We start from the raw sequence: 12,493 nt of genomic DNA on the forward strand, positions 1-12,493 counted from the left end.
GTGGTGTTGGTGAGATCCACCGACCACTGCTCGAAGCCGCCACCGGGGTGGTGCGCGGCGGGACCGCCGTGGATCCGGGTGTCGATGGGGAACTCCTTGCGGGACGCGGTCCCGCAGCCGGGTGGCCGGGCGTCGACCGGAGGCGGCTCCGGGACGGCGGCCGGGGCGCTCGGGGCGTCGGCCGAGGCGAGGGGCAGCCGCGCGGCCGTAGCGGCCGTAGCAGTCACGGCGGGCGTGACGGCCATGGCGGGCGTGGCGGCCATGGCGGCCGGCGCGGGCAGGGACACGGCCGCGATGACGCCGGCGGCGAGGGCATTGCGCAGTCGCATGAGTGACATGAGTGAGGGGTCACCTTTGCTGCTCGTACCGCCGGTTTGCTGCCCGTACCACCGGGGCCACCACCTGACCTGTGCCTGACAGTGCCCGACCGGGGCCTGACCGGTCCGGCACGGTGGTGCCACCGCGTGGCCGTCACGGAGAGCATTCCCCTCGCGTACGCCGCCGGGGCCCGAGTCCCCCGAACGGCCCCGTGAGTTCGCCCCATCAGCGCAACCCCACCCCGTGGGCGGCCCCCGGGCGCCCGGGGCGCGGCCGTCAGCCCCGGGGCGTGGCCCCTCGGCACCCCGGCAGCGACCCGGGCAGCGCTCGGCAGGCGCGACCGGCGCGGGCAGATGGTGCGCGGGCAGATGGCGCGCGGGCATACGCGGCGAAGGGGACACGGCGCGCGGGCACACGCGTCGAACGGGACACGGTGCGCGGGCCCCACCGCTCCCGCCCCTCCTTGCACGATGGCAACCCCGTTGTTTAAGTGGGGAACATGACCGGCACCCGCACCCCCTTCCGCGTCGGACTCATCGGCTACGGCCTCGCGGGCTCCGTCTTCCACGCCCCGCTGATCGCCGCCACCGATGGCCTCGCGCTGGACACGGTCGTCACCTCGGACCCGGAGCGCCAGGAGCGGGCCCTTAAGGCGTTCCCGGACGTACGTCTCGCCGCGCGGCCGGACGAGCTGTGGGCGCGCGCCGGTGAACTCGACCTCGCCGTCATCGCGACCCCGAACAAGACGCATGTCCCACTCGCCTCCGCCGCCCTGACCGCCGGACTCGCCGTCGTCGTGGACAAACCGGTCGCGGGGACCGCCGACGACGCCCGGAAGCTGGCCGCCCTCGCCGCCGCGCGCGGGCAGCTGCTCTCCGTCTTCCACAATCGCCGCTGGGACAACGACTTCCGTACTCTCTCCCGTCTCGTCGAGGACGGCGCGTTCGGCGACATACAGCGTTTTGAATCGCGTTTCGAACGGTGGCGGCCACGGCCCAAGGGCGGCTGGCGCGAGTCGGGCGACCCCCGGGAGATCGGCGGTCTGCTGTACGACCTGGGCAGCCATGTGGTCGACCAGGCGCTGACCCTGTTCGGCCCGGCGGCCCGGGTGTACGCCGAGTCCGACGTACGACGCCCCGGCGCCGAGGCCGACGACGACACCTTCATCGCGCTCACCCACGCGAACGGCGTCCGCTCCCATCTGTATATGAGCGCCACGGCCGCCCAGCTCGGCCCGCGCTTCCGGGTGCTGGGCTCCCGCGCCGGGTTCGTGAAGTACGGGCTCGACCCCCAGGAGGCCGCCCTCCGCGCGGGCGACCGCCCCTCCGCCGGGGCGGCCTGGGGGGTGGAGGACGAATCCCTGTGGGGCCGCCTCGGCTCGGGCGAGTCCCCGGTCACCGGCGGCGGCCACCCGATTCCCACGGTCCCGGGCGACTACCCCGCGTACTACGCGGACATCGTCCGCTCCCTGCGCGACGGCACTCCCCCACCCGTCACCGCCGAACAGGCCGCGGCCACCCTGGACGTCCTGGAGGCGGCACGCCGCTCGGCCCATGAGGGCATCACCGTACGGGTGCCCGGATGACCGGCCGGCCGACCGTCGATGACCTGGTGGCCCAGGAGCAGCGCCTGGCGCTGCGCCACTTCACCCTCGACGACGCCTGGGCGCTGGGCAGCCTCCTGGTGGAGATGGCCCGGCTGCGCGAGGCCCCGGTCGCCATCGGTATCCACCGGGGCGCCCAGCGGCTGTTCCATGCCGCCCTCCCGGGGTCGACCGCGGACAACGACGCCTGGATCGACCGCAAGCGGCGCGTCGTCGCACGCTACGGCGAAAGCTCACTCCTCGTCGGCACCCGCCACCGCGACCGGGGCACGACCTTCGAGGCCGCCTCCCGCCTCGACCCGGACCTGTACGCGGCCCACGGCGGCTCCTTCCCGATCACCATCGAAGGCACGGGCGTGATCGGCTCGGTGACGGTCTCGGGCCTGCCGCAGCTCGATGACCACGCCCTGGTGGTGGAGGCACTGGAACGCTTCCTCACCTCGTGACGGGCACGCCCCCGCACAGCGACACAGGGGCGACCGCACAGCAATGCAAGGGCCGCGCAGCAACGCAGGGGCGACCTCACAGCAGGCCACCCGCGGGCGGTGTGTCCCGGTACAGCACGACCCGTTCCACCGCCGACCAGGCCGTACTGGTCACGACGTACAGCGCGGCGGCCAGCGGCACCACCGCGACCGTGATCAGGGTCGCGAACGAGAGCAGCGGCAGCACCCCGGTCATCGCCCCCATCCCCGGCGGCGTGCCCTCCGGCAGCGGATTGGCCGCCAGTTGCCGCTTCGTCCGCCGGTAGTTGAAGGCCGCGACCCCGCTGACGATCGCGAACAGCACGAGGTACACCACCCCCGCCGCGCCGAAGACACCGCCATCCCCCAGCGCGTCGCTCCAGCGGCCCCCGAGCGGGGCGGCGAAGAGCGCGTGGTCGAGGAGGCCATTGGGCTCGCCGCCGATCCGGCTGCTGGAGAACAGGTGGTACATGACGAAGAAGGCCGGCAGTTGCAGCAGGCTCGGCAGACAGCCGGACAGCGGTGACGTCTTCTCCTTGGCGTACAGCTCCAGCAGGGCCTTCTGCTGCCGCTCGGGGTTCTTGCTGTGCTTCCTGCGCACTTCGGCGACGCGCGGCGCGAGGAGGGTCCTGGCCTGCTGTCCCCGGGCGGCGGCGCGGGAGAGGGGATGGACGGCCAGTCGTACGACGGCGGTGAACAGGATGATCGCGGCGGCCGTGGCCGATGTCTGGAACAGCGGCTGGAGCAGTTCGGCCAGGCGCTCGACCAGGCTGGCGAAGACGGACATGGGTGAGCCCTCCGAGGGTCTCGTCGTGCCGGGAGAGGAGATATGTCGGCATGACGACCCACAAGGGGAACTGCGGTTTCAAGCGCCTCCGAGATCCGGAGAGTCCCCTACGCGGCCGTCGGGAGGGCACTCCCGGGCGCTCGGGGCCTGGTGCGGCCCCGGGCGTCGGGGTCACGCTGAGGAAGGAAGGCGGTGCGCTTCTCACGGTCGCGGATGGCGGTGCGGACCCGGGTGCGGGGCACGGCGGGGGCGCAGCGTGCGCTGATGACGGCGCAGACGACGAGCGCGGAGGAGGCCACGGCGGTGGCCGTCGCGGCGAGGGCGACGGCGGCGGCGAGGCCACCGCCGTCGAGGAGCACGGTCTCCAGGACCGTGACCCCGAGGAAAAGCAGGACAAGCAGGAGAGCGAGGAGAGCGGAGCCGGCGGTACGCACCCGCGTGGTCAGTCGCGCCATGTCCCCTCCCCCGTGCCACCTGTACTGCCATCGTACGTACTACCGTTTATACAGGACCGCCTCGGCGAGCCATGTCCCTGGACGACCACCGGTATCCGCTCCCGCTCGGGCGCACCCTAGACGGTGCGACCCGAAGTCACCAGAGTCGTACGCCCCTTGTGAGAGCTATACGACATCCCTGCCGAGCCCCGTACGGCAGTACGGTGTCCATCATGCGCCCCGACACGCCTGCCGACCACATCGCCGAAGCCGAGCGTTTGCTGCGTACCGCGACGCAGTACCCCGAGGACAACGAGCCCCTGCTGCTCCAAGCCGCGGCCCACCTCGAACTGGCCGGCGACCGCGAACGCGCCTCCACCCTCTACGACAGCCTCCTCGCCTCCGGCCCCGACCGCCCCCTGCTGGTCAAGGCCCTCCAGGCGGCGAACCTGTGGGAGTACGGCCACGAGGCCGAGGCCCGTGCCCTGATCAACGGCATCCGCACGGCGGCCCCAGCGGACGCGGCCCCCTGGGAGATCATCGCCGAGACGCTGGAGTCCCACGACGAGCTGGAGGCGTCCCACGACTGCTTCACCGCGGCGGTCACCCTCCTGCTCGCCCCGGGCGACGACGAGATCCCGTACGACACCCAGTCCCTCCTCACGGGCCGGCACCGTGTCCGCCGCCTCCTCAACCACCCCCACGACGACTGGGACGCCCTCGCCGACCGCGTCCACACCGCCCAGACACCCATCTCCCTGGACGAGCTGCACGACCCCAAACGCCTCTGGGCCCTCGGCTCCGACAACCCCGCCGAACTCCGCGCCGAAATCGCCCGCCTCCGCTCCGAACTGGGCTCCTACCGCTCCGCCCTCTCCCGCCCCTTCCCGGTCGCGGTCCTCCACTGGCCCGAGCCCGAACTCACCGAACTCCTCACCGCGTACCCCTCCCTCGCCTCCGAGTACCCCTCCCACCCGGCCCACCTCGCCGCCATCGAGTCCTCCCTCCGCGACCTCTCCTCCACCGGCACCCAGAACCTCGGCATCGTCACCTCCACCGTCCCCTCCTACGAAGCCTTCGCCGCCTCCGAACAGTCCTCCCCCGCCAACGCCGACCTCCTCCCCCAATACGCCACCACCCTCGCGGCCCGCGGCCGCGCGGCGGCGTGGCCCCCGGCGAAGGGGGCACCTTGCTGGTGCGGGTCGGGGGCGGCGTACCGGGGGTGCCACGGGGGTCCGCAGGGATGAGCGACAGAGTTCCCCGCATGACGCCTTCCTCGACCGGCGTCTCCAACCGTATGAGTCGCCAGGGCTCACGTGACACCGGATGCGAGATGGCCGTACGCAAGCTCCTCCACGCGGGAGGCATGCGCTATCGGCTTCACGTCCCCGTTCCCGGAATGCCCAGACGCAAGATCGATGTCGCCTTTCAGCGTGCCAAGGTCGCGGTCTTTCTCGACGGATGCTTCTGGCACGGTTGTCCCGTTCACGCCACCCAACCGAAGTCCAATGCCGACTGGTGGCGGGTGAAACTGGGGAAGAACATGGCACGCGACCTCGAGACGACGGAGCATCTCGAATCCGAGGGATGGACCGTACTTCGCTTCTGGGAGCACGAGCCACCCCCCGATGTCGCGGCCGAGGTCGCGAGAGCCGTACGCCGGCGACTCTCCGGACCTTGATCAACTCGACCTCCCGACCCGGGGCCCATCGCATCGACATCCGTGACCGCGCTGCATAGGGTCACCGATGCGGTTCGACACCACGGGAAGGAGCCTCAGGTGGAGCGGCTGAAGTCGGTCGACGTGTGCGCAGGAGCGGGAGGGCTCGCCCTCGGGCTCGAGCGTGCGGGCTTCGACCCCGTTCTACTCCTGGACAACAGGGACGTCGCCTGCGAGACACTTCGGATCAACAGGCCGATGTGGGATGTCCACGAGATGGATCTTCGGGACTTCGATCCTGCCGAGCACCCGAAGAGCTACGACGTGGACCTGCTCTCCGCGGGCCTTCCTCGGGTGCAGTCCTCGGCGACGAGGAAACGGGTGGAAACAGGCATCGAGCGGGAGTTGCTGAAGGCGACCGCCCTGCTCGCCCACGCAGTACGGCCACGCGCCCTGCTGATCGAGAACGTCCCGGAGTTGGTCGATGGTCCGGAGTTCGTGGAGGTACGCGGCTACATCGAGGCGGAGCTCGATCACCTCGGCTACGAGTTCAGCTGGTTCGTGATCGACGCCGCCGACTTCGGCGTTCCCCAGAAGCGTCAGCAGGGACTGCTCGTCGCCCTGCAGAGCAGGTACTTCAGTTCCTTCCGTCCACCGAGCCCCACAGTGGATCGACACCGCACGGTCGGGGACGCCCTCCACGCGTCGATGTCAGAGCGAGGATGGACAGAGGCCGACGAATGGGCGGCTCAGGCGGACAGTGTCGCCCCCACACTCGTGGGTGGCTCGTACGAGCGGGGTGGCGCGGACCTCGGGCTCCGCGGTACGAAGAATGCCTGGGCACGGATGGGTATCAACGGCGGAGCCCTGAGCGACGAGGTTCCCGGACCGGACGGCGTCCAGGAGTCGGACACATCGGGATCCCCCCACAAGAAGATCACCGTACGCCAGGCCGCCCTGCTGCAATCCTTTCCCGAGGACTGGGCGTTCGCCGGGGGGAAGACCAAGAAATACCGGCAGATCGGTCACGCGTCCCCGCCCCCGGTCGGCGAGGCGCTGGGGAATGCCATTTCCAGGGCCCTTCTCTCCTGAATCCTGCCGGGCACCGGACGGAGCGGGACAAGTATCCGCCCCGGGTCCCCCATCCGGGAATGCGCTCGTTGTCCTGGGGCCGGCGGCAAGATCTCCCGTCTAGACTTCGCTCTCATGACCGCCTCCGTCTTCGATCCCCCGATCGCTCCAGCCCCGTCGTTCCGGATGGTCGACCTCTTCGCCGGGCCGGGCGGGCTGGACATCGCCGCGCAACACCTGGAAGTAGCGGTCGAGACCGGCATCGAATGGGACGAGGACGCCTGTGCCACCCGCCGGTCGGCCGGCCTCGAGACCTTGAAGGGCGACGTCCGGGACTACGGCCCTTCCCACTTTCCTGACGCGACCGTCCTCGCCGGTGGACCGCCCTGCCAGACCTACACGGTCGCCGGGTCCGGTGCGGGCCGGCGCGCCCTGGACGACGTGCTGGACCTCGCCAAGCGCATGGCTGCCCGCGAGAAGATCGGCGAGCGGCTGGCGGACCTGGACGACGAGCGTACGGGCATGGTGTTGGAACCGCTGAGATGGGTGCTGGCCGCCGTCGACGCCGACCGGCCTTACGAGGCGATCGTGCTGGAGCAGGTGCCCGCAGTGCTCCCTGTGTGGCGGGCGATGCGGGAGCTTCTCGAAGCCGAGGGATATCGCGTGGCCGAGCCCGCTGTCCTGCGTGCCGAGGAGTTCGGAGTGCCACAGACCCGTCGTCGTGCCATTCTGATCGCTCGCCGGAGCACCGACCCCGTCATGCCCGTGCCCACGCACCGCGCGTACAGGAAGGGTGTGTGTCGCACCGAGGGTGACCAGCGGCTGCTGCCCTGGGTCACCATGACCGATGTCCTGCCGGAGCGGCTGGAGCCGTTCCATGTGGTCTCCAACTACGGAACCGGCGGAGACCCCAAGGCGCGAGGTCGGCGGCATTCCGACCATCCGTCCGCCACGGTTACGGGAAAGATCTCCCGTAACCGTGTGGTGACACCCGACGGTGCAGAACTCCCCCGCTTCACCAATGCCGAGGCGGGGCGGTTGCAGACCTTCCCTGCCGATCACCCATGGGCCGGTCGCGGCATCGCGCAGCAGATCGGAAACGCGATTCCTCCTCGCCTCGGCGTCCATGTGCTTGCCGCCGCGCTCGGCCTCGGCCCCGAAGCTCTCGCCCGGGGCCTCGCCTCGGTGGAGCGTTCCATGTTCACCGGGCCGGTCAGCCCTCGTCCTTGACCCTCCCCCGGACCCGGGCATCCACGAACAGTTCCTCGAAGAGGCCGACGAGGTCATCCACGGACTCCTCCGGTACCGGGCCGTCCTCGGGCCCGTGGGGCAGGCGCCGTCGGGACACCGGCGGTGCCGAGTCACCCTCCTGGATCCACTGGGACAGCGCGTCGCCGTTCCAATCGTCGTCAGGTGCGAGCACGTCGTACATCAGGGTGCTGCCTGCCGTGTTCGCGGCAGCGGCCAAGGCGTTCACTTCACGACCCGTCGTTGCCGTGCCCTTCCCCACGATCTTCATCAGCGCCTGAGCCGTGGGCCGGTGGTCGATGATGTCGAGCCTCAGAGCCGTGTTGAGCACATCCTGATTCCCGCACGCCACTTGTACCGGTTCGTAGTTCGATCCGTCGCGGAACAATTCCGCCGCCCACCACAGGCGGGAGAATGCCTGGGTGTGGTGAGCGCCGTGGAATCGGCTTGCGGCGACCATCGGCGGAAGTCCGTCCTTCCCCTTCGCCGGCAGGTGTCGCCACAGCACGTAGTCCGGGGCGACACAGAGCGCGATGAAGTTCCACAGCCTCGTGTCGGCCGCCTCTCTGCGCGTCAGCCGGAGTGTCGCGTGCAGGCGGGGCGCCAGCCAGGCGTCCGCCTTGGTGGGGGTGTCATCGCGACAGTGATGCATGACATCGTCGACCAGATCCCTCAGCGGCTCGACGTTCAGCCGGTTGTGTTCCCCTTTCAGTGACTCGGCGCTGCCCGCCAGCGCGATCGACGGAAGGTTCTCCGCACCCGTCAGAACGCCCGTGCTCAGGTTCCTCGCCGCGTTGGCATCGGCGAGCAGGGCCAACCGGTGGGGGGTGTGGTCGGGTCTGTCGATCACGCCTTGCTTCCCCTCTGTGACGATTCGAGGACCCTGATCGCTGTACCGAGGTGTCGGGGGACCCTCGCCCTACGCATGGCGGCGTGGTTGATCCGCGGCTGCAGCTCACTCCAACCGTTGGACTCTCTTCGCCGGGCGTGGATCTCGCGCAGCGCATCCGCCTCCGATCGATCCGGCAGTACGTCCGTGACCATCCCCCTCAGCACGGCCTCCCGCCATCCACCGGGCCATTGCGGATCGCCTTCCGCATCCGTTTCCAGGTCGCCGACGGCCGAATGGAACACCGCAGTCCACACATCGGTGGCGATTTGCGCCGCGAGCATGTCCCGTACGGCCTTCTCCAACGGCCCGCCGCCGGACGCGAGCAGTTCCGCCACGCCGTCGAAACTCGTGTTCAGATGCACGGTCGGCATGTCCTCCGAGGTCTCGATCAGCCACGGGGAGTCCTTGAACGGCCGGAGCCACTCGTGGGGACCGTCACGGAAGTCCACCTCGTCCACACGCAGTGCATGGCGCCGCACGGGAGCTCGGGCAGTGAGATCCACGAGCCAGTCCTCGTCGGACCGCCCGATGATCCGACCGGGTACACCACCGACGGTCGCGACGGCGACCACCGAGAGCTCCGCCTGCGCGTGATAGGCGGAGCGCCAGAAGCGAAGGAGTCCGCTCCAGGCACGGCCTCCGCCGGACATCCGGTCGAGTCGGGCGGTTGTCCTGGAGTTGGTCGCCTTCTCCGTGAGCACCGCGAGGACCCGCACATCGCTCCAGGGTCCCTCCGAGAGTTCCTGCTCCGGAAGGGTCGCCGTGATGCTCAGCCGTGCGGTCCGCCAGCCGTCCCGCTCGACTCGGTCGAGGGCGACGACGCGTTCCTCCTGCGAGAAGACCGAAGTCTCCAGAACTGTTCCATCCAGCTTGACGGTGGTCAGTCGAAATGTGACCTCTCCGGCCAACGTCCTGTACGGAAGCACCTTCATTCGGCGACCCCCCTCACCTTCTGCAGTTCGACGATCAGACCGGCCAGCTCGGCTCGGACCGGGTGGGTGGCCACATCCGTGGTGCCGCTGAAGGCCGCGGATCGCGCTCCCGCCCTGAAGTGCAGTACACCGTCGACGAACCGACAGTTCTCGAGCGAGACGATCTCCGACCAGCCGACCGCCGGTCGGCCCCCGGAACGTACATCGAACCTGGCAGCGAGACCCATGACCCATGGGTCCCGGCGCACGGGAAGATCGACCTCCACCCTTACCTGCCAGGCCCCCGACGGACCCACCTCCGCGTCCAGATCACGAACTGAGGGGAACCCACCGCTCCTGGAACCGCCCGCGGGGCCGGCCTCGAGCGTCAGAAGGTCGCGCAGCACCCGAGGTCCGTCCTCCTTCTTGTCCCGGCGTCGCCCCACCAGCTCCCTCACCTCGGCGTTGGTCGCCCGTGTGAAGGCGGTGATGCGTCGGTACGCGGTACGCGAGTAGGTGGTCCACAATTCCTCGGTCTGCCCCCAACGATCGTGCTCCGGAGGTTCGGAGGCGCGCAGGAATGCCTCAGCGTGATCGACGTTCCCCGCGTCCGCTCCCGCCGCCCAACCGGCGAGAAGGATCGCTTGGAAGGGATCGGTACCGATCGGCAGATCGGGAACCCTGGCCGACCTCACCGTCATCCGGTTCCCCCTCATGCTCACGAGCTGATTCGGTTTGCCGTCGGTGTCCTCGGCCGCGGTGACCAGGAGGACCGCCCGGTGTTCGACCGTTCCCCTGCCACCGCCGAGCAGCGGCACCTTCAGAGGGATACGGGCCACGGCGACCTGCCCGACCTCGGTGAGCCGCTCGACGGTGGCGCCGTCGAGATATGCCTTCAGCGCCCTGGTGCGCGAGGGCTGCGCGCGTTGCGGATCCACTCGTTCCTCCGCGGCCACCACCTGTCCGTTGCGAAAGGAGCGCACCGACGCCTCCAGAAGCGGTGTCCCACCCTCCCCGCAGGTCATCGCCGCCCAGAAACTCTCGGCGAGCCCTGCCACCAATCTCCTGTGCATGGACCGCACGGTCTCGTCGTCCCCCGCGTCCTCGTCGTCCCCCGCGTCCTCGTCATCGGCCGCTTCATTGAACGTGCTCGCCACGTCATGGGCACCGACGATGAGGAACGATGTCCCCGGTTCCGCGCTCTCGCGGGTCAGATGGAGTCGAGCCACCGTCTCCTCGTCCGCCCACCAGGAGCGGGCGACACCTTCGCTACCGGCCGCCGTATCGGGTTCCCCCAGCCAGGCCGGGCCCGCGCAGGGCTTGCCGTCGACGACACGCCACGGAAGTTCGAGCCTGCCGATGAGCCGCCGTTCGGTCCGCCCCTCGTGCGCCTCGGACAGAGTCGAGTTGATGAGCACCATGCCGAGTCGGCTGGTAGCCCACAACGTGGCCTTGCCCAGTCCGTAGGAGCCCCCGGCGCTGCGCCCCGACTCCTCGGGCTTGCGACTGTCGAGCTGGCGGCGAACGACCGCCGCGAACCGTCCGTCCTCGTAGTCGTCACCGGTGAGTCCCGTGGCGTTGTAGTCGTCGACCCGCAGGAGAATGAGCCTGTCGCGTCGATTCATCTCCCTCAGCGCCTCGGCGACAACCCTTCCGACCTTCTGTTCCTGAGCCGCTGCGGCTTCGTAGTGGGGGTGGAGGTCACTCCACCCGATGGCCTCACGGAAGCTCGCGAGCGCCTCGCCGGTCAGTTCGTGGAGGGTGTACCGGACCCGCACCGGTTCGGTCGGGTCGAGCCGCTCGTCCAGACTGTTCTGTGTCGCCTCACGAGCGAGAACCTTCACATCGGCCTCGAAGGCGAAGGCAGCCGCGTTCCCGAAGTCCCGGCCACCGTCGGCGTACGCGGGACGGTGGTACCAGGAGACCGGTCGACCGGTGACAGCGTCGGTCATTCGGGTATGGATCGTCGCGAGTTCGGCTCCGATGGCGACCGCGATGGCTCGCATCGTCTCCTCGCGGGGGACCGCCCGACCCGTGATCCAGGCCGAGACGGCGGCCCGCGTCACCCCGACCTGCTGAGCCAGCTCGGCCTGGTTCACGCCGAGCCGTCTCAACTGCCGGGCGAGCCAGGGACCGAAGTCCTCTCCAGCATCCACCTGTTCAACGCTCCTCGATCGGTAGGCCATGCGTCGTCGCGGATGCCAACCTACCAAGGAATTTGACACATGACGTCATGTCTATTTTCAATTGACAGCGACCGACGCACCCTCCAGCCGGTTCCACACATCAAACATTTACAACCCTTTGTAAGCATTTGCCCGATTTCACTCCATTATTCCAGCCGCACCTGCTCCGATATCCGGAAGCGGAATATCGGAAACGCCGCACCTCCGACCCGCCGTCTTGATTATTTCAACGGAAAAAGGAAGACGCTTGCCTTGACGGGGTGAGCAGCCCTACGGTTGCCCCGGCTCTACCCGTTCTCCGGCGGAAAAACTTCTCGCCCGGCGGGATGAGTCATGTCCATGCCTGAAATCACGGGACCGGAGCGCCTCAACGTTTCGACAGCAACCACGCATCATCGCAGAAACGCTCGCGGGGTTCGACGTCGGATTCACCACTTGCGGCCCGGGATTCCTTCCCCTACCGTCGACCCACCAACAGCCAGGGCGTGCGACTCCATCGAGCATTCGCCGACCAGACGCATACCTCAAGGAACAGTGCGATCACATGTTATTTCGCGAATTTGCTTTCGAACAGAGAGTGGGACACCGTCGTGCCCGATGACTTCGACCTGGAGAGCATGCGACGATTCGTCGCCGACTACGAATCGTTCGAGGACCCGTATCTGCAGGCGGAATTCCTCCTGCAGAACGGCACCACCTTCGATGCCATCAGGCGCAACCGGCAGTTGATCGCCGCCGCCGACCGGCACCCCACCGGCACCCCGCGCCCCGGTGTCCGGACCCGCCGTGGAAACGGTCGGCGGCAGGGGCGTCCCCCTCGGGTAGGTCCTCCCGGGTACCCGCGTGGCCGCCGCGGTCGCACCCGGCGCACTCGTGTTCTCGTCGTCACGGTACGCATCCTGGTCGAAGTGTCCTAGTC

General features: G+C 69.2%; 12 protein-coding genes and 1 pseudogene. 7 read left to right on the forward strand and 6 right to left on the reverse strand.

What is annotated here, in order from left to right:
- Nucleotides 1-338 (reverse strand): annotated as a pseudogene (locus ACWF94_RS04230) (hypothetical protein); the annotation flags it as partial.
- Nucleotides 339-817: 479 nt separating this feature from the next.
- Between ACWF94_RS04230 and ACWF94_RS04235 the strand changes: the two are divergent.
- Nucleotides 818-1,903: a Gfo/Idh/MocA family oxidoreductase gene (locus ACWF94_RS04235; protein WP_453484504.1), complete on the forward strand. Its 1,086-nt coding sequence runs from the start codon at nt 818-820 to the stop codon at nt 1,901-1,903.
- A complete protein-coding gene (locus ACWF94_RS04240; RefSeq protein ID WP_453484506.1) occupies nt 1,900-2,367 on the forward strand; it encodes a heme-degrading domain-containing protein in 468 nt (155 codons plus the stop codon). The genes ACWF94_RS04235 and ACWF94_RS04240 overlap by 4 nt, the downstream gene beginning before the upstream one ends.
- A gap of 76 nt (nt 2,368-2,443) precedes the next feature.
- Here ACWF94_RS04240 and ACWF94_RS04245 read toward each other — a convergent pair whose 3' ends face one another.
- Together ACWF94_RS04245 and ACWF94_RS04250 are read right to left on the reverse strand one after the other, a co-directional pair.
- A complete protein-coding gene (locus tag ACWF94_RS04245) occupies nt 2,444-3,172 on the reverse strand; it encodes a YidC/Oxa1 family membrane protein insertase (protein WP_453484508.1) in 729 nt (242 codons plus the stop codon).
- 107 nt (nt 3,173-3,279) lie between these two features.
- A complete protein-coding gene (locus ACWF94_RS04250) occupies nt 3,280-3,627 on the reverse strand; it encodes a DUF6412 domain-containing protein (protein WP_453484510.1) in 348 nt (115 codons plus the stop codon).
- Nucleotides 3,628-3,839: 212 nt separating this feature from the next.
- Between ACWF94_RS04250 and ACWF94_RS04255 the strand changes: the two genes are divergently transcribed.
- The 4 genes from ACWF94_RS04255 (at nt 3,840) to ACWF94_RS04270 (ending at nt 7,567) form a co-directional block, all read left to right on the forward strand.
- The gene (locus tag ACWF94_RS04255) at nt 3,840-4,853 is read left to right on the forward strand and encodes a hypothetical protein (protein ID WP_453484512.1); all 1,014 of its coding nucleotides are present in this window, start codon (nt 3,840-3,842) and stop codon (nt 4,851-4,853) included.
- A 17-nt stretch (nt 4,854-4,870) separates the two neighbouring features.
- A complete protein-coding gene (locus tag ACWF94_RS04260) occupies nt 4,871-5,287 on the forward strand; it encodes a very short patch repair endonuclease (protein ID WP_453484514.1) in 417 nt (138 codons plus the stop codon).
- 99 nt (nt 5,288-5,386) lie between these two features.
- Nucleotides 5,387-6,358 (forward strand): DNA cytosine methyltransferase, encoded by a 972-nt coding sequence (locus tag ACWF94_RS04265; RefSeq protein WP_453484516.1) that lies wholly within the window; start codon nt 5,387-5,389, stop codon nt 6,356-6,358.
- A 114-nt stretch (nt 6,359-6,472) separates the two neighbouring features.
- Nucleotides 6,473-7,567 carry a DNA cytosine methyltransferase gene (locus tag ACWF94_RS04270; RefSeq protein WP_453484518.1) on the forward strand — a complete coding sequence of 365 codons (1,095 nt, stop codon included), beginning with the start codon at nt 6,473-6,475 and terminating at the stop codon, nt 7,565-7,567.
- Here the strand turns inward: ACWF94_RS04270 and ACWF94_RS04275 are convergent.
- From ACWF94_RS04275 to ACWF94_RS04285, 3 genes are read right to left on the reverse strand one after another with little or no spacing between them, the layout of a single operon-like run.
- Nucleotides 7,551-8,435, reverse strand: coding sequence for a DUF6339 family protein (locus tag ACWF94_RS04275; RefSeq protein WP_453484520.1), 885 nt, complete (start codon nt 8,433-8,435; stop codon nt 7,551-7,553). The genes ACWF94_RS04270 and ACWF94_RS04275 overlap by 17 nt on opposite strands.
- Nucleotides 8,432-9,409, reverse strand: coding sequence for a hypothetical protein (locus tag ACWF94_RS04280; RefSeq protein WP_453484521.1), 978 nt, complete (start codon nt 9,407-9,409; stop codon nt 8,432-8,434). The genes ACWF94_RS04275 and ACWF94_RS04280 overlap by 4 nt, the downstream gene beginning before the upstream one ends.
- Nucleotides 9,406-11,574 (reverse strand): helix-turn-helix transcriptional regulator, encoded by a 2,169-nt coding sequence (locus ACWF94_RS04285; RefSeq protein WP_453484523.1) that lies wholly within the window; start codon nt 11,572-11,574, stop codon nt 9,406-9,408. Before ACWF94_RS04285 ends, ACWF94_RS04280 begins: the two co-directional genes overlap by 4 nt.
- A gap of 560 nt (nt 11,575-12,134) precedes the next feature.
- On the opposite strand from ACWF94_RS04285, the gene ACWF94_RS04290 reads away from it, so the two are divergent.
- Nucleotides 12,135-12,491, forward strand: coding sequence for a hypothetical protein (locus tag ACWF94_RS04290; protein WP_453484525.1), 357 nt, complete (start codon nt 12,135-12,137; stop codon nt 12,489-12,491).
- The last annotated feature ends 2 nt before the right edge of the window (nt 12,492-12,493 follow it).

This window comes from Streptomyces sp. NPDC055078 (genome assembly GCF_053607985.1).